The 20,037-nt window shown below is 67.4% G+C and carries 20 protein-coding genes; 13 read left to right on the forward strand and 7 right to left on the reverse strand.

Features of this window, described 5'->3' with window-relative positions; translation table 11 throughout:
• Positions 1 to 28 precede the first annotated feature (28 nt).
• The 5 genes from BLR03_RS06645 (at position 29) to proC (ending at position 4,726) form a co-directional block, all read left to right on the forward strand.
• Positions 29 to 502 carry an SseB family protein gene (locus BLR03_RS06645; RefSeq protein WP_091251042.1) on the forward strand — a complete coding sequence of 158 codons (474 nt, stop codon included), beginning with the start codon at positions 29 to 31 and terminating at the stop codon, positions 500 to 502.
• 84 nt (positions 503 to 586) lie between these two features.
• The gene (locus BLR03_RS06650) at positions 587 to 1,591 is read left to right on the forward strand and encodes a Ppx/GppA family phosphatase (RefSeq protein ID WP_091251043.1); all 1,005 of its coding nucleotides are present in this window, start codon (positions 587 to 589) and stop codon (positions 1,589 to 1,591) included.
• Between the two features lie 137 nt (positions 1,592 to 1,728).
• The gene (locus BLR03_RS06655) at positions 1,729 to 2,070 is read left to right on the forward strand and encodes a YciI family protein (protein ID WP_091251045.1); all 342 of its coding nucleotides are present in this window, start codon (positions 1,729 to 1,731) and stop codon (positions 2,068 to 2,070) included.
• A 21-nt stretch (positions 2,071 to 2,091) separates the two neighbouring features.
• Positions 2,092 to 3,417: an RNA polymerase sigma factor gene (locus BLR03_RS06660; RefSeq protein WP_091251047.1), complete on the forward strand. Its 1,326-nt coding sequence runs from the start codon at positions 2,092 to 2,094 to the stop codon at positions 3,415 to 3,417.
• A 475-nt stretch (positions 3,418 to 3,892) separates the two neighbouring features.
• The gene (gene proC, locus BLR03_RS06665) at positions 3,893 to 4,726 is read left to right on the forward strand and encodes a pyrroline-5-carboxylate reductase (protein ID WP_091251049.1); all 834 of its coding nucleotides are present in this window, start codon (positions 3,893 to 3,895) and stop codon (positions 4,724 to 4,726) included.
• Between the two features lie 2 nt (positions 4,727 to 4,728).
• Here proC and BLR03_RS06670 read toward each other — a convergent pair whose 3' ends face one another.
• Positions 4,729 to 5,415 (reverse strand): potassium channel family protein, encoded by a 687-nt coding sequence (locus tag BLR03_RS06670; protein ID WP_091251051.1) that lies wholly within the window; start codon positions 5,413 to 5,415, stop codon positions 4,729 to 4,731.
• Positions 5,408 to 6,841 carry a TrkH family potassium uptake protein gene (locus BLR03_RS06675; RefSeq protein ID WP_091251053.1) on the reverse strand — a complete coding sequence of 478 codons (1,434 nt, stop codon included), beginning with the start codon at positions 6,839 to 6,841 and terminating at the stop codon, positions 5,408 to 5,410. Before BLR03_RS06675 ends, BLR03_RS06670 begins: the two co-directional genes overlap by 8 nt.
• A gap of 118 nt (positions 6,842 to 6,959) precedes the next feature.
• On the opposite strand from BLR03_RS06675, the gene BLR03_RS06680 reads away from it, so the two are divergent.
• Positions 6,960 to 8,183, forward strand: a complete 1,224-nt coding sequence (locus tag BLR03_RS06680; protein ID WP_091251055.1) for an acetoin utilization protein AcuC — start codon at positions 6,960 to 6,962, stop codon at positions 8,181 to 8,183.
• 81 nt (positions 8,184 to 8,264) lie between these two features.
• Positions 8,265 to 8,864: an ArsR/SmtB family transcription factor gene (locus tag BLR03_RS06685; RefSeq protein ID WP_091251056.1), complete on the forward strand. Its 600-nt coding sequence runs from the start codon at positions 8,265 to 8,267 to the stop codon at positions 8,862 to 8,864.
• A gap of 83 nt (positions 8,865 to 8,947) precedes the next feature.
• Here BLR03_RS06685 and BLR03_RS06690 read toward each other — a convergent pair whose 3' ends face one another.
• From BLR03_RS06690 to BLR03_RS06700, 3 genes are all read right to left on the reverse strand, one after another.
• Entirely contained in the window at positions 8,948 to 10,294 is a 1,347-nt protein-coding gene (locus tag BLR03_RS06690; RefSeq protein WP_091251058.1) for an alpha-hydroxy acid oxidase, read from the reverse strand.
• Positions 10,295 to 10,452: 158 nt separating this feature from the next.
• Positions 10,453 to 12,951, reverse strand: a complete 2,499-nt coding sequence (locus tag BLR03_RS06695; RefSeq protein ID WP_091251060.1) for a beta-glucosidase family protein — start codon at positions 12,949 to 12,951, stop codon at positions 10,453 to 10,455.
• Positions 12,952 to 14,238 (reverse strand): MFS transporter, encoded by a 1,287-nt coding sequence (locus BLR03_RS06700; protein WP_254788226.1) that lies wholly within the window; start codon positions 14,236 to 14,238, stop codon positions 12,952 to 12,954.
• Positions 14,239 to 14,347: 109 nt separating this feature from the next.
• On the opposite strand from BLR03_RS06700, the gene BLR03_RS06705 reads away from it, so the two are divergent.
• The 4 genes from BLR03_RS06705 (at position 14,348) to BLR03_RS06720 (ending at position 17,106) form a co-directional block, all read left to right on the forward strand.
• The gene (locus tag BLR03_RS06705) at positions 14,348 to 14,938 is read left to right on the forward strand and encodes a TetR/AcrR family transcriptional regulator (protein ID WP_091251062.1); all 591 of its coding nucleotides are present in this window, start codon (positions 14,348 to 14,350) and stop codon (positions 14,936 to 14,938) included.
• Positions 14,939 to 15,232: 294 nt separating this feature from the next.
• Positions 15,233 to 16,369, forward strand: coding sequence for a 3-deoxy-7-phosphoheptulonate synthase (locus tag BLR03_RS06710; RefSeq protein ID WP_091251063.1), 1,137 nt, complete (start codon positions 15,233 to 15,235; stop codon positions 16,367 to 16,369).
• A gap of 212 nt (positions 16,370 to 16,581) precedes the next feature.
• A complete protein-coding gene (locus BLR03_RS06715; RefSeq protein WP_091251065.1) occupies positions 16,582 to 16,803 on the forward strand; it encodes a helix-turn-helix domain-containing protein in 222 nt (73 codons plus the stop codon).
• A gap of 204 nt (positions 16,804 to 17,007) precedes the next feature.
• A complete protein-coding gene (locus tag BLR03_RS06720) occupies positions 17,008 to 17,106 on the forward strand; it encodes a 30S ribosomal protein bS22 (protein ID WP_003792170.1) in 99 nt (32 codons plus the stop codon).
• A 192-nt stretch (positions 17,107 to 17,298) separates the two neighbouring features.
• On the opposite strand, the gene BLR03_RS06725 is transcribed toward BLR03_RS06720, so the two are convergent.
• The gene (locus BLR03_RS06725) at positions 17,299 to 18,117 is read right to left on the reverse strand and encodes an HAD family hydrolase (RefSeq protein WP_091251067.1); all 819 of its coding nucleotides are present in this window, start codon (positions 18,115 to 18,117) and stop codon (positions 17,299 to 17,301) included.
• A 176-nt stretch (positions 18,118 to 18,293) separates the two neighbouring features.
• On the opposite strand from BLR03_RS06725, the gene BLR03_RS06730 reads away from it, so the two are divergent.
• Positions 18,294 to 18,566: a glutaredoxin family protein gene (locus BLR03_RS06730; protein WP_091251068.1), complete on the forward strand. Its 273-nt coding sequence runs from the start codon at positions 18,294 to 18,296 to the stop codon at positions 18,564 to 18,566.
• Positions 18,567 to 18,639: 73 nt separating this feature from the next.
• On the forward strand, positions 18,640 to 19,335 hold the full coding sequence (locus BLR03_RS06735) for a redox-sensing transcriptional repressor Rex (protein ID WP_091251070.1): 696 nt from the start codon (positions 18,640 to 18,642) through the stop codon (positions 19,333 to 19,335).
• Between the two features lie 69 nt (positions 19,336 to 19,404).
• Here BLR03_RS06735 and BLR03_RS06740 read toward each other — a convergent pair.
• The coding region (locus tag BLR03_RS06740) for a hypothetical protein (protein WP_254788229.1) at positions 19,405 to 20,037 on the reverse strand (633 nt) is incomplete at its 5' end.

Below are 20,037 nucleotides of genomic sequence, written 5' to 3' on the forward strand. Positions count from 1 at the left end.
GCGGGCGTGGACGTGATCGAGTAGGAACATGACTGAACAGCCCGCACACCTGGACAACCAGCCGCTGAACGAGCTCGAAGAGCAGCTTGCCCGGGGGGAGCAGCCGGACGCCAACCCGGTGGACGTGATCCTGGCCTTCCTCAACAACGAGGTCTACGTGGTCAGCTCCGACGCCCTCGAGGGCCCCGACTCCCAGGTGGAGCCGCTGGTCCTCGCGAATTCCTCGGGCAAGCCGGTTCTGGCCGTCTTCTCGCACCCGAGCCGCGTCACCGATCAGTATCTCGCGGCCGCGCCCAACGTGCTGGGCACGCAGGGCGCCGCGATCATCGGCAACCTCGGCGACGAGCTCGGCATGGTGATCAACCCGGGGGCCGCCTATGGCTTTGAAATTGATCCGGAGGGCGTGGCCAACATCCGCCGCGACTTCAAGCCCTCCGACGAGCCCGCGGACGGCACAGCCGGGTCCGCGGACCACCCGGCGAAGGATACGGACCTCGCCTAATCCAACGTCCCGGACGGCGGTATTCTTCACGAATACCGCCGTCGCAGTTAGACCAGCCGCTTCAGTGGGGGCAATAATGGCAACATGCGTCTAGGCGTCCTCGATATCGGGTCCAATACCGTCCACCTCCTGCTGGTTGACGCACACCCCGGCGCCCGGCCGGTCCCGTTCGCTTCACACAAGCGGCCGTTGTCCCTGGTGCAGTTCCTCGACGGCGACGGCAACATTAACGACGCCGGGCAGCATGAGCTTGTCGAGTTCGTCCTTGAAGCGTGGGAATTCGCAGCCAAGCACAAAGCCGACGACCTCCTCGCGTTCTGCACCTCGGCCATCCGCGAGGCCACCAACGGCGGAGAGGTCCTGGCCCGCGTCAAGCATGAAACCACGGTCACCCTCCGGGAACTCACCGGCAGCGAAGAGGCGTCCATGACGTTCTTCGCCGTCCGCCGCTGGTACGGCTGGGGCGCCGGACCCATCCTGAACCTGGACATCGGCGGCGGCTCCTTCGAAATGGCCCTCGGACAGGACGAACTCCCCGAACTGGCGATGTCCGTGCCGCTCGGTGCCAGCCGGCTGACGCGCGACTGGCTCCCCGGAGATCCGCCCTCGGCCAAAAGCATCAAGGAGCTGCGCCGCTACATCCGCTCCACGCTCAAGCCCGCCGTGCGCAAATTCGAGAAACTGGGCCGGCCCAACCATGTGGCGGGCACGTCCAAGACCTTCCGGTCCCTCGCCAGGATCGCAGGGGCCGCCCCCAGTGCCGCCGGGCCCTACGTCAAGCGCGAGCTGCAGGCGCTGGACCTGGGGCTTTGGGCGCAGCGTATCTCGGCCATGGAGATAGGGGACAGGTTCCACCTGCCCGGCGTCTCCGAGGCCCGGGCGCCGCAGGTCCTTGCCGGCGCGCTCGTCGCGGAGGCCGCCCTGGAAATGTTCGAGTTCGCCAGCATGGAGATCTGCCCGTGGGCGCTGCGCGAGGGACTCATCCTCCGCCGTCTGGACCAACTGGTGTTTGAGGGGCCGCTCGACCCGGCTCCGCATGTGGCGCAGAGACCGCCGGCGCAGCTCCAGTCCCCGGAGAAGGTTTCGTAACCCGGTCAGTGTCCGCTGCGAATCCTGCGGTTTCGCTTGGAAGCGCCGCTTGGAAGTGTCGATCTGCAGGGGTTCCGCTCGTGTAGTTGCTGAGAGGCCGGCACGCCGCCGGCGGATTCGACAAGGAGGCACCTGAAATGTCGCAGTACCTGCTCAGCATTTACCAGCCGGACGGCCCGGTCCCGGGACCTGAGGTCCTCGAACCGATCATGCGGGACCTGGCGGCCCTGAACCGTGAGATGCAGGCAGCCGGGGCCTGGGTGTTCGCCGCCGGACTGCACCCGGCGGAGTCCGCCACCGTCCTCCGGCCCCATGACGGCGAGATCCTCGTCACCGACGGCCCGTTCGCCGAAGGCAAGGAGCACTTGGGAGGCTTCACCGTCATCGAAGCCCAGGACCTGGACGCGGCCCTCGGCTGGGCCCGGAAACTGGCCGGCGTCACCACCCTTCCCGTTGAAGTACGTCCCTTCCAGCACTAGTCCCCGGACGGGAACGCTGCCGTGAACGGTCAGGGGGCCCGCGACGGTGCCACCGAGGCGGACATTGCCAGGGTCTTCCGCAACGAATACGGCCGGGCCGTAGCCGTCCTGACGCGCACGTTCGGGAACATCGATATAGCCGAGGACGCCGTCCAGGATGCCTTCACGGCGGCGGTCCGGCACTGGCCCTCGGCAGGCGTCCCGCCCAGCCCGGCCGGCTGGATCATCACGACGGCACGGCGCCGGGCCATCGACCGGCTCCGGCGGGAGTCCTCGCTCGAGGACAAACATGCACAGGCCGCTCTCCTGTCTGCCGCGCCGGAGGGGAACGGAGCAGCACCGGCCGCCGACGAGCAGTTCCTGGCGGACCAGGCAGGAATCGACGACGTGGACGACGACACTTTGCGGCTGATTTTCACCTGCTGCCATCCCGCCTTGGGCAGGCCCGCCCAGGTGGCGCTCACGCTGCGGCTTCTGGGCGGACTGACGACGCTGGAGATCGCCCGGGCCTTCCTCGTTCCGGAGAGCACCATGGCCCAGCGGCTGGTCCGGGCCAAGGCGAAAATCCGCGACGCCAAGATCCCCTACCGCGTCCCGCAGGGCGCCGACCTGCCTGAGCGGCTGCAATCGGTGCTCGCCGTCGTCTACCTCATCTTCAACGAAGGCTACAGCGCCGGCCCCGCGGACAGCCCGGACCGTACGGGGCTTTGTTGGGAGGCCATCCGGCTTGGCAGGCTGTTGACGTCCCTCATGCCAGACGAACCGGAGGCGACGGGACTGCTGGCACTGATGCTGCTCATCGAGTCCCGCCGCGCCGCGCGGTTTACTCCCGACGGCGGACTCGTGCTTCTGCTGGAACAAGACCGGCAGCGGTGGGATAGCGCGCTGGCCACCGAAGGCCAGGAGCTGGTGCGTCAGTGCCTGCGTCGGAACCGGCCGGGGCCCTATCAGCTCCAGGCCGCGATCAACGCCGTCCACAGCGACGCCGCGACCGCCCACGGCACCGACTGGGCGCAGATCCTGCAGCTGTATGACCAGCTCCTGGCCGTCGCCCCGGGACCGGTCGTGGCGCTCAATCGCGCCGTCGCCGTGGCGGAGCTGCACGGTCCCGCTGCCGGGTTGTCGGAGGTTGAGGGCCTGGGACTGGACAATTACTACCTTTTCCACGCCGTCCGCGCCGACTTCATGGTGCGTCTGGACCGCGTTCCGGAGGCTGCCGGGGCCTATCGGCGGGCGCTGGAGCTAGCCGGGAGCGTGGCGGAACGCCGGTTTCTGGAAGAGAAGCTCCGGAGCTGCCGGTCCGGCGGGGCCGGAGACTCCGAGCGGCAGGACCCGGAGGTGCCTTGAAACCTGCAGGTGGTTTGAAACCCGCAGGTGGCTTAAATGAGTAGCGCCGGGCGCTTGGAGCAGGACTTGGGGGAAATCTGCTGCAAACACCCGGCGCACCGCCGGCTCCGGTGGAACCGGCTATCATCACTCGCACCTGTTGAGGCACGTTCCACGGTAGTGGCCGTAGATGGGCGCACGGCGGGAGTCAGCTGTATGTTCGCTGACAATTCGCCGTCGTTCCGCTGCGGTGGCGCGAGGACGCAGGAGTCAGTAGGCCTAAGCGCCGGCCTAAACGGAAAAGGCACCGATGGTCCATTGCGGGAAAATGGGAAAACCCGCTGCAGACCACCGGTGCCACGCAGGCATCCGCATGCCTGCTGCATCACTCGCACCCTCAATGAGGTAATGACAACGCTAGGCTCCGAAGTTGTGCGCTGACTGCGGCCAAGGTGTGAGCTGGCTGGGAATCGCGCCGGACTGCAATGATGGGACCATGAGCAACCGAATCGCATTCCTGGGCTGTGGATCAATGAACGAGGCAATCATGGGCGGCCTGATCGACGGCGGCGTGGATCCTGCCGACATCGTCGCGACGGTGCGCCGGGCTGAGCGCGCGGCTGGGCTCGCAGAGCGCCATCACGGCATCACGGCCATCGCCGGCGAAGAAGAGCCCGAAAACAACAAACAGGCGGCCACCGGCTCCGGCGTCGTGATCCTGGGCGTCAAGCCGGCGGGTATCGCGGACCTGGCACGGGAAATCAGCGGTTCCCTCTCTCCGGACACGATCGTCATCAGCGTAGCAGCCGCCGTCTCCCTGGCGCAGCTCGAAGCCGTGCTGCCGGCCGGCCAGCCCGTCATCCGCACGATGCCGAACACACCGGCGAAGCTCGGTCGCGGCATGGTCTCCGTCACCCCCGGAAGCAGCTGCTCTGCCGGGCAGCTCCAGCACGCGAAAGACATCCTCGCAGCTGCTGGCACGGTGGTGGAGGTTCCCGAAGAGCAGGTGGACGCCGTCTCGGCGATCAGCGGCTCGGGTCCGGCCTACGCCTTCTACCTCGCGGAAGCCATGGCGGCGGCCGGCGTCGAACTGGGCCTGGACCCGGAACTGTCGCTGCTGCTCGCCCGCGGGACCGTCGCGGGGGCCGGCTTCATGCTGGCCGAACCCGGGGCGGACCCCGCGTCGCTGCGCAAGGCCGTCACCAGCCCGAATGGCACCACGGAACGGGCCATCGCGACGTTTGATGAGCGCGGCCTGCCGGCCATCATCGCCGAGGGCGCCCGCGCGGCCGCCGCCCGCTCGGCGGAAATCACCCGCCAGCTCGGCTGAACTCAGGGGCGCGCAGCGAACCGTTCCAGCAGGTCCACGTGGCCCGAAACAATGAGCATGTCCCGTGAGGAAACCTTCGTCTCGGGCCGCGCATAGGTGAAGTCCTCGCCCGGAGACTTCACGCCCACAATGGTGACGCCGTACTTGGACCGGACCTTGGACTCGTCGAGCGTGAAGCCCACGGTTTCCCGCGGCGGGTACATCTTGACGATGGCGAAGTCGTCGTCGAACTCGATGAAGTCCAGCATGCGGCCCGAGACCAGGTGCGCGGCGCGGACACCGGCGTCGGCCTCCGGGTAGATGACGTGGTTGGCGCCGATCCGGGTCAGGATCTTGCCGTGCGAGGGCGTGATCGCCTTGACCCAGAGGTGTTCGATCCCGAGGTCCACGAGGTTCACCGTGATCAGCACCGAGGATTCGATCGAGGTGCCCACGCCCACCACGGCGGAACTGAATTCCTGGGCGCCGAGCTGGCGGAGCGCGTCGATGTTGGTGGCGTCGGCTTCCACGACGTGCGTCAGGACTCCCGACCATTTCTGCACCAGGGTGCGGTCGCGTTCGATGGCCAGCACCTCGCGGCCCTGCTTGACCAGCTGTTCTGCGGTGGAGGCGCCAAAACGGCCCAGCCCGATCACCAGTACGGGTGCGTTGTGGGCGGGGCGGTTCACGGCGCTTTTGGAACTAGCCAATGATCGGTCTCTCTTCCGGGTAGTGGTACAGCTGGCTGCGCTGGCGCAGGGCCAGGGCGGCGGCGAGGGTGACCGTCCCGACGCGCCCGGCAAACATGAGCACAGTGAGGACGTAAACCCCCGACGGCGGCAATTCGGCACTGAGATTGGTGCTCAAGCCCACCGTGGCGAAGGCGGAAATGGTTTCAAACAGGACCCGGTCCAGGGAGGCGCCGCTGATGTGCAGGAGCAGCAGGGCCGAGACCGAGACGAGGGTGGCGCCGGCGACGATCACCGAGATGGCCACGCGCATGGTGCCCTCCGGGATGGTCCGGCCGTAGATCTTGACATCGGCATCGCCGCGGGCCTCGGCGGCGATCGCCAGGAACATCACCGCGATGGTGGTGACCTTGATGCCGCCGGCTGTGGATGCCGAGCCGCCGCCCGCGAACATGAGGGCATCGGAGACCAGCATGGTGGTGGATTCCATGTGGTTCTGGTCCACAAGGTTGAAGCCGCCCGAACGCAGCATGACGGAGGCAAACAGCGAATGCGTGATCTTGTCGCCGAGGTCCATGCCCCCGATGGTGCGCAGGTTGTCCCATTCCAGGAACCCCCAGAGGAGCGCCCCGGCGGCGAAGAGGATGAAGGACACCTGGATGGTCAGCTTGGTGTGCAGGTTCCATTTCTTCCACCGCAGCCCGTTCTGCTGCAGCACCATGACCACGGGGAAGCCCAGGCTGCCCAGGAACACGCCGAGCATGAGCGGGATGAGGATCCAGAGATCGGTTTCGTAGGGGACGATTCCGTCCGAATGCGGGGTGAAGCCGGCGTTGTTGAACGAGGAAATTGCGTAGAAGACGCCGTGCCAGAGGGCCTGCGGGAAACTCTCCCCGAGGATCAGGAAGCGGGGGACCAGGGCCAGCGCCAGCGCGCCCTCGATCACGACGGACGTCACGATCACGATCCGGAGCAGGGTACCGACCTCGCCGAGCCGGCCGGCGTTGTTCATGGCCTCCTGGGCAATCAGCTTGCCGCGGACACCGAGTTTCTTGCTGACCATGAGCGCCAGCAGCGACGCGAGAGTCAGGGTGCCCAGGCCGCCCACGAAAATGCCGACCAGAATTACGAGCTGACCGAAGAAGGACCAGTATGCGGCCGTGGAGACCACGGTCAGGCCTGTGACGCAGACGGCGGACACCGCCGTGAAGAGGGCCTCGTGCAGGGGCGTGACCTGTCCGGTTGCGGAAGCGATAGGCAGCGAAAGCAGCGTGGTGAAAACCACGATGACGATGCCGAACACCGTGAGGGCCAGGCGGGCCGGCGAGCTGTTCGCGATGCTGTCAATGAAGTCGCGCAGGCGTGTGAAGATCCACAGGCCGTCCCGCTCCGGCATGCCTGGCTGCCAGCTGGCCGGGCGCGTGGACCTCGACTGGCTTTGCGTCATGTTTTTCCTTGGTTGAAACTGCTTCCCCCAGTAGTAAACCACTAAAGTCCGCGTCATGACCGGGGGAGCACGCCTGCGCACGCGGGAAGCAGGGGGACGCTCGGGTAGCCTGTGAGTGATGACATTCCTGCCCGGACTCTCTCAGGCCGCGCTGCCAACGACGGTGGTGTGGGCCCCTGCCATGACCGCCTACAACTTTGGCCACAGCCACCCGATGTCGCCCGAGCGCATGGAGCTCACGGCGAAGCTGGCCGGCAGCCTGGGACTGCTGGATCTGGACCACGTGACGGTAGCAGCCCCTGAAGTCGCCGACGACGAGGAACTGTGCGCGGTCCACAGCCCCGAGTTCGTGGCCGCCGTGCGGCGCGTGAGCGAAGCCCCGGACACCCCCGATGAAGCCAGAGGCCTCGGAACCGAGGACGACCCCGCCTTTGCCGGCATGCACGAGGCCAGCGCCCGGCTGGCCGGCGGCTCCCTGCTGGCGGCCGCCGCCATCCTGGACGGCAGCGCGGTGCGGGCCGTGAACTTCGGCGGCGGAATGCACCACGCCTCCCGGGACCGGGCGAGCGGTTTTTGCATCTACAACGACGCCGCCCTCGCGATCCAGCGACTGCTCGACGGCGGCATCCGGCGCGTCGCCTACGTCGACCTCGACGCCCACCACGGCGACGGTACGCAGAGCATTTTCTGGGACGATCCGCGCGTCCTGACGATTTCGCTGCACGAGTCCGGGCTGACTCTCTTCCCGGGCACCGGGTTTGCCAATGAGATCGGCGGCCCGGGGGCGCAGGGCAGCGCCGTGAACGTGGCCCTCCCGGCGGGCACCGGCGACGCCGGCTGGCTGCGGGCCTTCCACGCCGTCGTGCCGCAACTCATCGGCGCGTTCGAACCGGAAGTCATCGTGAGCCAGCACGGGTGCGATTCGCACCGGCTTGACCCGCTCACCCATCTCAACATCAGCGTCGACGGCCAGCGTGAGGCCGCCACCGCCGTCAGCAATCTCGCCGCGCGCTACTGCGACAACCGTTGGATTTCCACGGGCGGCGGCGGCTACAACGTCGTCAGCGTGGTGCCGCGCTCCTGGAGCCACCTCATCGCCATCGCCGCCGGCCGGCCTGTCCCCCTGCGCACCCCGGTTCCGGAGGACTGGCGCAGCTACGTCAGGGACAAGTACGGGGCCAAGTTCGGCGTGGAGCCCCCTGAACTGATGGGCGACGACGTCGACGTCTGGTGGCGGTCCTGGGAAGTGGGGTTCGACCCCAACGACGCGGTGGATCGCACCATCATGGCCACCCGCAAAGAAGTGTTTCCCCTGCACGGATTGGACCCCTGGTTCGACTAGCTCCGCGCCGCGGATCAGGCCAAGCGGCAGCCCGCCAATTTGTGGATGCCATCTGGCGTATATGTCGCTAGTGTGGAGGACATGGTGACAGACGACGTATTTGCCGTCATTGCTGAGGCAACCAGGCGTGACATTCTGGTGGCCCTCCGCAAGGGGGATAAGGCAGTGGGGGAATTGGTCCAGGAGCTTGATGCAAGCCAGCCCACCATTTCCAAACATCTCAAGGTCCTCCGGGAAGCGGACCTGGTGAGCATGCGCGCCCAGGGCCAGAAGCGCTACTACGCGCTCAATCCGAAGCCCCTTGCCGGCGTTGCCAACTGGCTGCAGACGTTCGACGTCGTCCCAGCAGCGGCCCCGGACACGGCACCGACCCGCCATCCCGAATCCAACCCCCAATCCAGCCCCACAGCCGTGCCGGACAGCCTGGCCGCGGCGGCCGCTCCGCAGTCTTCACCCGCCGCAGCGCAGGCTTCTCCGGCCGCAGCGCAGGCTGGTTCGCAGCCCGCTGCGGCACTGGCCGGCCGCCCTCCCGGCAGCCCGCTGAGCCCCGCCGTCGTTATTCCGGTGGGAACCGCCGGCGAGGACAAGATGCCCCAACAGATCGGGCGCACCGTGGGCCGCGCCGCCACCAAGGCCGCGGACCTCCTCGCCAACCTGCCCAAGTTCGGCCGCAAGAAGTAACTCTCCGTAAACTCTGCCGAGATGGCACCCCGCGCCAGTGCCCGGCGCGAACTCTGCCGCGAAATGCCATCTCGGCTGCGGACTTACTCCCGGAGGATCCGCACGTGCTCCGGGGTGAGGTCCGCGATGCGGCTCACGCCCAGCAGGGCCATGGTGCGTTGCATGTCCTTCTCCAGGATCTGGAGGGCGCGGTCGACGCCGGCCCGGCCGCCGGCCATGAGCCCGTAGAGGTAGGCGCGGCCGATCAGCGTGAAGTCGGCGCCCAGGGCGAGCGCGGCGATGATGTCCGCGCCGCTCATGATGCCGGTGTCCAGGATGATCGCGGCGTCGCTGCTGTCCGCTTTCAGGGCGGCGGACACCTCGGGGAGCAGGTGGAAGGGGATCGGTGCCCGGTCCAGTTGGCGGCCGCCGTGGTTGGAGAGCACGATCCCGTCCGCGCCGTGGTCCACCACTTTGCGGGCGTCCTCTACCGTCTGGATGCCCTTGACCACGAGCTTGCCCTTCCAGGTCTCGCGCAGCCAGTCGAGGTCGGCGAAGGTCAGGGTGGGGTCGAACATGGAGTTGATCAGATCCGCGACCGTGCCCGTGTAGCGCGAGAGCGAGGCGAAGGTCAGGGGCTCGTGGGTGAGGAAATTGAACCACCATGCGGGCCGGTAGGACGCGTCCAGGACGGTCTTGAGCGTCAGTGCGGGCGGGATGGTCATGCCGTTGCGGACGTCCCGGAGGCGGGCGCCGGCGACGGCGGTGTCCACCGTGACCATGAGGGTGTCGTTGCCGGCCGCGGCGGCGCGTTGGATCAGTTCCAGCGACCGGTCCCGGTCCGTCCACAGGTACAGCTGGAACCAGTTGCGACCGGCGGGTGCGGCGGCGGCCACGTCCTCGATGGACGCCGTGCCCATGGTGGAGAGGGTGTAGGGGATGCCGGCGGCTTCGGCGGCCCGGGAGCCGGCGTATTCGCCCTCGGACTGCATCATCCGGGTGAATCCCGTTGGCGCGATCCCCACCGGCAGCCGGGACGGCCCGCCCAGGATCTCGGTGCTGAGCTCGATGCTGGAGACGTCGCGCAGGATGCCGGGACGGAATTCGATGTCCAGGAAGGCCTGGCGGGCGCGGCGGAGGGTGATTTCGGCTTCGGCGGCGCCGTCGGTGTAGTCGAACGGGGCCTGGGGTGTGCGGCGCTTGGCGATGTCGCGCAGATCCCAGATGGTGCTCGCGCGGCGAAGCCTGGCGGCCCGGCTGAACTCCGGCTTCTTGAACTGCATCAGGGGCGCGAGGTCGGCGTACTTGGGCACGCGGCGCCTCAGCGCCGCCGGAACCGCCTCGGGCCCGGCCTGCCCGAATGCACGGGCGCCGGGCGCCTGGATGTCCGGCGCCGTCGCGCTCGGCGTTGTGGGGGCCTCTGGGTTCTCGGGCGGGAAGGTCTGCGTCATGGCTTCCTCCAAAGCGGTCGGATGCTCGTGCTGGGGTCCTTTCACACTCTAGGGGGTGCGGGTGCCGGTGGTGACGGGGGACGCGGTTGGCGGCAGCGTCCGTAATGGGCACTGCCGCCAACTGTTCCTTCGCCAAACCGCGGGCGGGCCGAAAGGCCTTAGCGCAGTTCGATGTCCAGGGTCTGGAAATCATCGGCCGAGTGGCGGCCTACCAGCAGCCGGAAGGTTCCGGGCTCAAACTGCCAGCCGCCGTCGTAGTGGCCGAACGCCTTCGCTGGGATCCGGACTTCAACGCTCGCCGTTCCGCCGGGCGCGAGGTGTGTTCCGGCGTAGCCGGCCAGCCAGCGGACCGGCCGCTCCACGGCGGAGTCGGCGCGGTCCAGGTAGACCTGGACGATTTCGCGGCCGGTTCGCGTGCCGGTGTTCCGGACCGGCACGTGCACCACGACGTCCTGGTTGGCGGGAACGGATGCCGGAGCGTGCGGGCTGCCGATGTCGAACGTGGTGTACCCGAGGCCGAATCCGAACGGCAGGGCCGGCGCAGCTCCGCCGTTGGCCTGCTGACGGAGCCACGCGCGGTAGCCGATGTGGATCCCCTCGGAATACACCACCTTGCCGTCGACGGGGGTGGTGGCGAGCACGGGAACGTCCGCCAAAGCCGCAGGCCAGGTGGTGGGCAGCCGGCCGCCGGGCTCCTCGGCGCCGAGCAGGATGTCGGCGACTGCGGTGCCGAATTCCTGGCCGCCGAACCAGCCCAGCAGGACCGCGTCAACTTTGTCCAGCCACGGCATGAGTACTGGAGAACCGGAGTTGACCACAACAACGGTGCGCGGATTGGCCGCGGCCACGGCTTCGACGAGCTGGTTCTGCCGGCCGGGCAGGTCAAGGTCCTTGCGGTCGAAACCCTCGGATTCGATCGCCGCGTTGGTGCCAACCACCACCACCGCGACGTCGGCGTCCCGTGCGGCGTCCACGGCGGCGTCGATCTCCGCTTGGGGATCCGTGACCACGGTTTCCTCGCCCAGCAGGATGGCCGTGAACGGGATGATCTGCTGCTTCGGCAGCTGGTATTCGGCGTCGATCCGGACCCTCTGGCCGGCCGCGGCCTCTCGGGCGTGGACGGTCTTGGGCGGGTCGAACAGGGCGGCCCCAAGGACATCGGTGTCGTCCTCCAGCTCGCCGTTGAACACCTCATCCCCGTCGAGGTCGAGCCGGATCTGACCGACGGTCCCGACGCCGAGGTGGTGGACACCGGCCGTTTCCGCGGTCCAGTCGGCCTGCATCCGGATGGCCGCGGTGCCGTCGGGAATGCCCACGCCGAACCAGATCAGATGTGAGGCAAGACGGTCTTCGCCCGAGATCTCTGTTCCGTCCGCTGTGAGGAACGTGACCCGGATTCCGGGCACACCGGACACCGGGTTGTGTAGCGAGGTGCGCGGGAACGCCTGAATGCCTTCCGCCACCTTGGCGCCGCGGGCATAGGTGACGTCAACGCCGTCGGGCAGCGCCTTTCGCAGTCCCTCCAGCGGCGAGACGGTGTATTTGGGCATGACGGTGGCGCTGCCCCCGCCCTGCGTGCGCGCCTCCTCGGCGTTGTGGCCGATCACGGCCACGCTGCCCAGCTTCGCGGCGTCCAGCGGCAGGATTCCGCCCTCGTTACGGACCAGTACCGCGCCGCGGACAGCCACTTCACGGGCGACGGCGGCGCCGTTCAGCTGGGCAGGCAGGTCCGTCACGGCCGGCGTGAAGCCCTCGAGGGACCCCACGCGAGCGGCAAGCCGCAAGATGCGGGTGACCTTTTCCAGGATGGCGTCCCGGCTGACCCGGCCGTCGTTCACGGCTGCCAGCAGCTTCGGGCCCCAGTGACCCACAGGTCCCGGCATTTCCAGGTCCTGGTGCGCATTGGCAGCGTCCACAGACCGGACCCCGGTCCAGTCAGACACGACGACGCCGTCGAAGCCCCATTCCGTGGCGAGCGGCGTCTCGAGGAGCTTGTTTTCGCTGGCCGTGGTGCCGTTGATGGAGTTGTACGAGCTCATCACGAGCCAGGCGCGGGCTTCGGTGATGGCGTCTTGGAAGGCGGCGAGGTAGAGCTCGCGGAGCGGGCGCTCGGCCACGACGGAATCCGATGTGAAACGCTCCGTCTCGGCCTCGTTGGCAAGGTAGTGCTTCGGGGTGGCGCCCACGCCCATGGACTGCACGCCGGAGACGTACCCGGCGGCCAGCGTCGCGGTGAGGCGGGGATCTTCGCTCATGCATTCGAAGTGCCGACCGCCCAGCGGCGAGCGGTGGAGGTTAATAGTGGGGCCGAGGACGGCGTGGACGCCCTTGCGCCGGGCCTCCTGCCCGAGTACCTGCCCGTAGCGGCGGGCGGTTTCAACGCTCCACGTCGCGGACAGGGCGGAGGACGAGGGCAGCGAGACGGAGTCGTGGCGCTCATCGAAGTCCTCGCCGCGGACGCCGGCGGGGCCGTCGGACATCACGACGCGGCTGAGCCCGATTTCGGGGATAGCGTGCGTGGACCACACATCCGCTCCGGTCAGCAGCCGGATCTGCTGCTCCAAGCTCAGACCGGCAGCGAGCCGGCGGATCCGGGCGTCCGCATCCGGCGAATCCGGGGAGAGGGCCAGGACGGCGGGGGACAGCGAGGGGTTCATTTACTTGACTCCTTTGATTCGGGTGACGAGGATCGCGCCGATGATGCCGACGACGGCGCCGCCGAGGAACAGTGCGGGGTATCCGCCCAAGGCGATCACGGGGAAGGCGACGGCGGGCACAAGGGACTGGGGAAGCGCCTGGGCAATGTTGAACACGCCGAAGGTCTTGGCGTTTTCAGACTGGGTACCCGGCAGGAGGTCGGCGATGAGGGCGACGTCCACGGCGCCGAAGCAGCCCAGGCCCAGTCCGGCGATGGCCTGGCCCACCAGCACCTGGTCGGTGGTGCTGGACGTGGCGATGACGATCAGGCCGACCATGATGATGAGGGCCGAGGCGATCACCATGCCCTTTCGCTTGCCGATCCTGTCGCTGAGCCAACCGCCCGCCACGCTGGTGAGGACCGTTCCGGCGGAACTGATCAGCGTTGCCTGGAAGACCAGCGTGGTGACCTGGGACGGGGCTACGTGGAGCTGGTCGGTGAAGAAGTACGGCAGGTAGAGCAGTGCCGCGCAGTAGCCCACATAGACCATGAACTTGGTCAGCCAGGCCCAGCCCAGGCCAGGGTAGGTGCGGGGATTGAAGTAGAACGAACCCAGGATCTCCTTGAGGTTCAGCGGAGCGGGCTTCTCGGTGAGGACGCGGTCCTTGAAGGTGAAGGCGAAGCCGATGGCCAGGGCGGTCCCCACGACGCCGGGAACAACGGCCATCTGCAGGGCGTTATCGAAGAGCTGCGCGAAGAACGCCGCGGCCACAAGCCCGACGGACAGGGTCATGCCGATGAGCCCGGACAGGCGGCCGCGTTCCGAGGGGGCGGCCTGGTCCGGAAGGGTGGCCACCAGCGCCGCGAGTGCCGCGTTGAAGCCTAGCTGGGCAAAGATCCACGCGACCAGGACCCCCGGGACACCGGTGGCCGAACCCAAAAAGAAAAGCGCAACAAGCCCCGTCAGCGATCCGCCGATGATCCATGGCTTGCGCATCCCGAAGCGGGACGTCGTGCGGTCACTCAGCCGGCCGAAGAACGGATTGGCGAGAAGGGCGACGATGGCGCCGACGCCGGCGACAAGACTCAGTGCACCGGCGCGCGTGTCCGGCGTGGTGATTTCGGAAACCTTGATGGCCAGAACAACGATGGCCGGCGCCAGCACCGCCATCCACAGACCGGCGCTCGCGATCGGCATCCCGATCACGTAGGCGCGGGAAGCCTTGCTGATTGAAGGTCCCAGGCTGCTGGGAGCCTGATGGGCGGCCTGAGCCGCTGAATCCTGGTTGATGGTCCTGACGGCCACGTTGCCTCCTGACGAAAAGTGGCCCTCCGTTGGGCCCTGGGAATGATCGTAACCATAAAAACCGAGTGTGACTAGGTTTTAAGACAAAAAGGTGAAATAAACTGTGTCAATGTCAATCTCGAAGCCCCGCGGGCCCTACGCCAAAGGAGCGGAACGCCGCGAGCAGATCGTTCGGACGGCGACCGATGTGTTCGCCACAGAAGGCTTTGAGGGCACGGCCCTGAAGCGCGTCGCCGAACTCGTCGGCGTGAAAGAGGCGACACTTTTCCACTACTTCACCGGCAAACAGGAACTCCTGACGGCCGTGCTGGCCGAACGGGACCGGCGCAGCCGGGAACTCGGGGGGACGGGGGACGTGGGGCTGTCTTCCCTCGCCGTCGTTGCCGAGCGAAACCGCAGCGAACCGGGCCTCACTACTCTGTACGCCGTGGCGTCGGCGACCGCCAACGACCCCGGACATAATTCCCACGGCTATTTCCAGGACAGGTACGCGCAGCTGGTGGAGGAATTGCGGCAGGACATCGCGCGCCGCCAGGGTGCGGGTTCGGTGCGGACGGACGTCGCGCCGGACACCCTGGCAAGGTTGGTGATCGCAGCGTTTGACGGCCTGCAGCTGCAGTGGCTCTACGACAAGGACGTGGACATGGCGGACGGCTTGACTCAGCTTGTCGACGTCCTGCTGGCCCCGCCGGCAGACTGACCCCGCGCCTGCCCCGAGATGGGGAGCTGGGGTGGCCGGCCGGCTGGGTGACGGCGGTGCCGGCGAATTGTTACGCCCGGCGTTTGCCCCTGCCTCGGCTCCGGGGCTATGGTCGACGCTATGACTAACCGTTGGTATGCGTATTTTTCGTTGGCTCTGGAGGGGCCCGCGTCTAACTGACACGCATCCAACTTTCCTTCAGAGCCAACAGGGCAGAGATCATTCTCTGCCCTTCGCCATTTCTCCGGCGGGTTCTGATCAGGGCCCGCTCCGCACCTGGAACAGGACCCGAACATGAGCATCGAAGCAGCCGCCGACACCCAGCAATCCACCTCGAACCTGCGCGTCAGCGAGTTCACCCCGCTGCCCACCCCGCAGGACCTCATGGCGGAACTGCCGCTGGAGGCCCGGATGGCCGAGGTGGTGGGACGAAGCCGCGACGAAGTCCGCGCCATCATGGACGGCGTCGATGACCGGCTGCTGGTGATCGTGGGTCCGTGCTCCATTCACGACCCCAAGGCCGGCCTCGAATACGCCCGCCGGCTGGTGAGCCAGGCCGAGAAGCACCGCGAAGACCTGCTGATCGTCATGCGCACATACTTCGAGAAGCCGCGCACCACGGTCGGCTGGAAGGGCCTGATCAACGACCCCCGGCTGGACGGCAGCCACGACATCGCCGCAGGCCTGCGCGCGGCCCGGTCCTTCCTGCGGCAGGTCACCGCGCTCGGGCTGCCCACGGCCACCGAGTTCCTCGAGCCCATCAGCCCGCAGTACGTCGCGGACCTCGTCTCCTGGGGCGCGATCGGCGCCCGCACCACGGAGAGCCAGATCCACCGCCAGCTGGCCTCCGGGCTGTCCATGCCGATCGGGTTCAAGAACGGGACCGACGGCGACCTCCAGGTGGCGCTGGACGCCTGCAGCGCCGCCGCGGCCGCCCAGGCGTTCCTCGGGATCGACGACGACGGCAGGGCCGCGCTCGTTGCCACCGCCGGTAACCCGGACACCCACATCATCCTCCGCGGCGGACGCAAGGGACCCAACTACTCCGCCGCCGACGTTGAGGCCACCTCGGCCAGGCTGGCCGCGAAGCAGCTGAACCCCCGGCTGATCGTCGACGCCAGCCACGCCAACAGCGGCAAGAACCACCACCGCCAGGCCGAGGTCGCCCTCGAAATCGGATCCCAGCTGGAAAGCGCCGGAGCTGCTGCCGGGGCCATTGCCGGCGTCATGCTGGAGAGCTTCCTGGTGGGCGGGGCGCAGAACCTCGACGTCAACGCCGCAGACAAAGCCGCAGGCATGGATTCAGGCTCGGGGCGGGACGAACTGGTCTACGGCCAGAGCGTCACGGACGCCTGCATGGACTGGGACGTAACGGCGTCGGTGCTCGGCCAACTGGCGGCCTCGGCCCGCACGCGCCGGACCCGCCCCTGAGGCCGCAACCCGGATCAGGGGGACGGGGAGCCGGTGCCAGCAGCATTTCGAGATTCCTGCGGAAAGTGCGTGGGCATTCCCGCGGAAGGCTTTCACATTGGCACCATGAGCAACTACAGTTGCTTTCACATGGTTGTTTGATGGCTCAGCATCGGCACACCGCCATGGCATCAGGTGGGGCTGCCGTTCGCTTGAGCAAAGGAATAAGGGAAATGTCTACGGAGGCCAACTTCTCCAAAGCCCGTTTTTTGACCGTGGCTGAGGTCGCGGAACTCATGCGGGTATCAAAGATGACTGTGTACCGTCTGGTGCATTCGGGGGAGATGCCGGCCGTTCGCTTCGGCCGCTCCTACCGCGTACCGGAGAACGCCGTCGAGCAGTACCTCAAGGGTGCTGTCGTCGACTCGGGTGACGGCCACGCCGGGACTGGCTAAAGAGTCCGCACCATCTTTCTCAGCGTGAATTGACTGCTTTGGGGCCGCACATGGCCCGCGGTCGTGGGGTGCCCCGGAGAGGCGGTACCCTGTTAAGGAACGTTTTACGTCATTGTAAGAACCTGTCAGTTGTTTCAGTCTGCTGCTTAGCCCGCGGACCCTTCCCAACAGGCAGGTACTGCATCTAGCCGGTAAGGAACTTTCGTGGGTTCAGTTATTAAGAAGCGTCGCAAGCGTATGGCCAAGAAGAAGCACCGCAAGCTGCTTCGCAAGACGCGCCACCAGCGTCGCAATAAGAAGTAGCAATACTTCGCACTGCATAAAATGCCCGTTGCCTTCCAGGCGGCGGGCATTTTCTTGCCCTTGTGCGGGCGGGTGGGGATTTTGCGGCGGAAACGGGCACGGGCTGCGGAAACAGGCGCAGGCTACGGGGCCGGACGACGGCGGGCCGGATCCGCGCCGCGCGACCGGAACCGCAGCGGAAAGGTCCGGAGCTTAGCGGCCGGGGCCGCGGAAGCGGGAGAACCCCCGCCACAGGCCGTAGATGGCCCCTCCCACCGTGGCGGCCTTGAACCCCAGAGTGGCGGCGCGCCGGCCGGAGCGGAAATCGTAGACCGGCCAGTTGTGCTCGCGGGCGTAACGGCGCAGCTTGGAGTCGGGATTGATGGCGACGGGGTGTCCCACCATGCTCAGGAGCGGGATGTCGTTGTGGGAATCGCTGTAGGCCCAGCAGCGGCCAAGGTCCAGGCCTTGGTCCGCGGCGATTTCGCGGACCGCCACCGCTTTGGCCGGGCCATGGAGGATTTCGCCCACGAGCTGTCCGGTGTAGGAGCCGTCCAGGATCTCGCCGACCGTGCCCAGCGCCCCGGTCAGGCCCAGCCGGCTGGCAATAACGTTCGCCACCTCGACCGGTGTCGCCGTGACGAGCCAAACCTTGCGCCCGACCCGGAGGTGCTGCTCGGCCAGGGCTTTGGCCCCCGGCCAGATCCGCGACTCGATCATCTCGTCATAGACCTCTTCGCCCAGGGCCTCGATGTCCTTCGCCGTGATGCCGGCGGCGAGGGACAGGGCGGAATCCCGGACGGCATGGACGTCGTCCATGTTTTCGCCGCGCAGGATGAACATGAACTGCTTCCAGGCGAAGCCGGCGCCCTGCCGCAAGGTGAACGCGCCGCGCTGGTGCAGCTTGCGTGCCACGTGGAAAAGGCTTGCGCCCTTCATGAGGGTGTTGTCGACGTCGAAAAACGCGGCCTCGCCGTGCTGCGGCATTGCAGCGGACTCGCTGGCCACAGCGACGTATTTCTCCTCGGGCATGCCACGAGTCTAGTCAATGACCGGCCCCGGACCGCCCGCCGGGTGCGCGACGCGGCGGCAGGACTGCATGACGGCCCCCAAGCGCCGCCCCCGGTGTTGTCCCTGTGAGGGGAGTGCGGCAATGAGGGGAGTGCAGCGCGTCGACGCCGACGCGGCCGCCGGGCTACGGTGGATCCATGGCCACACCCGCGCACATCCCCGATGTAGTTCTGATCACCAAAGCCAACTGTCACCTGTGCACGGAGGCGCGCGCCGCCGTCGGCCGCGTCACTGCTGCCCTCGGGATCGGTTGGACGGAACAATCCGTGGACGACGACGCCGGGCTGCGCGACCGCTTCGCCGAGGAGATCCCGGTGGTGCTGGTGGACGGCGTGCAGCGGGATTTCTGGAAGATCGACGAGGCCCGCCTGACACGGACACTTCAGCGGGCCCTCGGACAACAGCCCTGACCCCCGGTGCTTTGTTGCGTGACGCGCGGGGGCTCTAGAGTGGGAAGCACAACGCGACGCAATGGAGCAGATAGTGACTTCGCTGGATTCATCTCCCGAGGCTGTTCCCGGGGGAGCCGGGAATGCCGCCAAACAGATTCCGCCCGCGGCCGTGGCGCGGCTGACCATTTATCTGCGCGCCCTGACCACACTGCTGGCTGAAGGGGTGGACCGGGTCTCGTCCGAGTCCCTGGCCGAGGCCTCCGGGGTTAGCTCCTCGACGCTGCGCAAGGACCTCTCCTATGTGGGCTCCTACGGCACGCGGGGCGTGGGGTATGAGGTCCAGTACCTCAACCGGCACATCGCGGCCGCCCTCGGGCTGACGCATGACTGGAAGGTCGCAATCGTCGGCGCCGGCAACCTGGGCAAGGCCTTGGCCCGGTACGGCGGATTCGAGTCGCGGGGCTTTGACATCGTGGCAATTTTCGACGCCGACCAGATGGTGGTGGGCAGCGAAGTCGGCTGGCTGCGCGTCAGCGACGCCGCTGACCTTGAGCCGGTACTGCAACGGACGGGTGCCAACATGGTGGTCCTTGCCCTGCCCGCCGCGGTGGCCCAGGATGTCTGCGACCGTGTGATTGCCGCCGGTGTGCGGAGCATCCTCAGCTTCGCCCCGGTGATGCTGCAGGTCCCGCCGGGGGTCAACCTCCGCAAGGTCGACATGGCAACTGAACTGCAGATCCTGGCCTATCACGCACAACGGGCGCAGGACCCGGAGGACGCTGACTAGGTTCTGCCAGGTGGTCCTCCGGCTCCCGCGCCCTGTGGGCAGGTCCCTGTTGGGGAGTCCTCGGTGCAGCTACTTCCCGAAGGGGGCGCCGGGACGCCCGTAGGGGTTGGCAAAGGGTTGCCGCTTCTGGAAATAGGGGGACGCCGCGGGCAGGTACAGCAGCACGATGGCCGCAATGCCGAGCAGCGCGGCCAAGGTGGCGAGGCTGAACGGGAAGAGGTTGAGGATCGACAGTGCAGCAAACACCGTGCCCAAAATACGTGCCCAGTTCTTGCCCTTGCGGACATTGAACGCCACGAGGGCGTACAGTCCGGCGGTGATCACGGCGATCACCACGATGGTGCCGATCAGGACACCTTTGAGGGACTCGAAATCGACCTTCGTGCCGCTTGTTGCCATCTGCTGCTCGAACAGGTCCCGGACGGCGGGGCTGTCCAGGGTCCCCAGGGACAGCAGCACGGAAATCACCCACACCGCGCCTGCCGCGATGATCAGCCAGAACGAGGTGTTGACGAGCTGGGGAACCGGCCCAGCAGCCTGAGGCTGCTCGGACGGGTACTGGGCGTAGGGGGACTGGCCGTACTGCGGAGTCTGCGGGGCGTACTGGCCGTACTGCGGAGTCTGCGGGGCGTACTGGCCGTAGGCCGGCGGGGTCTGCTGGCCGTATTGCGGGGTCTGCGGGGCGTTTTGGCCGTAGGCCGG

The organism is Arthrobacter sp. ok909 (genome assembly GCF_900104405.1).
Lineage (GTDB): Bacteria > Actinomycetota > Actinomycetes > Actinomycetales > Micrococcaceae > Arthrobacter > Arthrobacter humicola.

Bases quoted from the DNA above. Each gene is read 5' to 3' on its own strand.
- BLR03_RS06645 (WP_091251042.1), top strand. From the start codon at position 29: ATGACTGAACAGCCCGCACACCTGGACAACCAGCCGCTGAACGAGCTC.
- BLR03_RS06650 (WP_091251043.1), top strand. From the start codon at position 587: ATGCGTCTAGGCGTCCTCGATATCGGGTCCAATACCGTCCACCTCCTG.
- BLR03_RS06655 (WP_091251045.1), top strand. From the start codon at position 1,729: ATGTCGCAGTACCTGCTCAGCATTTACCAGCCGGACGGCCCGGTCCCG.
- proC (WP_091251049.1), top strand. From the start codon at position 3,893: ATGAGCAACCGAATCGCATTCCTGGGCTGTGGATCAATGAACGAGGCA.
- BLR03_RS06675 (WP_091251053.1), bottom strand. From the start codon at position 6,841: ATGACGCAAAGCCAGTCGAGGTCCACGCGCCCGGCCAGCTGGCAGCCA.
- BLR03_RS06680 (WP_091251055.1), top strand. From the start codon at position 6,960: ATGACATTCCTGCCCGGACTCTCTCAGGCCGCGCTGCCAACGACGGTG.
- BLR03_RS06685 (WP_091251056.1), top strand. From the start codon at position 8,265: ATGGTGACAGACGACGTATTTGCCGTCATTGCTGAGGCAACCAGGCGT.
- BLR03_RS06690 (WP_091251058.1), bottom strand. From the start codon at position 10,294: ATGACGCAGACCTTCCCGCCCGAGAACCCAGAGGCCCCCACAACGCCG.
- BLR03_RS06695 (WP_091251060.1), bottom strand. From the start codon at position 12,951: ATGAACCCCTCGCTGTCCCCCGCCGTCCTGGCCCTCTCCCCGGATTCG.
- BLR03_RS06705 (WP_091251062.1), top strand. From the start codon at position 14,348: ATGTCAATCTCGAAGCCCCGCGGGCCCTACGCCAAAGGAGCGGAACGC.
- BLR03_RS06710 (WP_091251063.1), top strand. From the start codon at position 15,233: ATGAGCATCGAAGCAGCCGCCGACACCCAGCAATCCACCTCGAACCTG.
- BLR03_RS06715 (WP_091251065.1), top strand. From the start codon at position 16,582: ATGTCTACGGAGGCCAACTTCTCCAAAGCCCGTTTTTTGACCGTGGCT.
- BLR03_RS06725 (WP_091251067.1), bottom strand. From the start codon at position 18,117: ATGCCCGAGGAGAAATACGTCGCTGTGGCCAGCGAGTCCGCTGCAATG.
- BLR03_RS06730 (WP_091251068.1), top strand. From the start codon at position 18,294: ATGGCCACACCCGCGCACATCCCCGATGTAGTTCTGATCACCAAAGCC.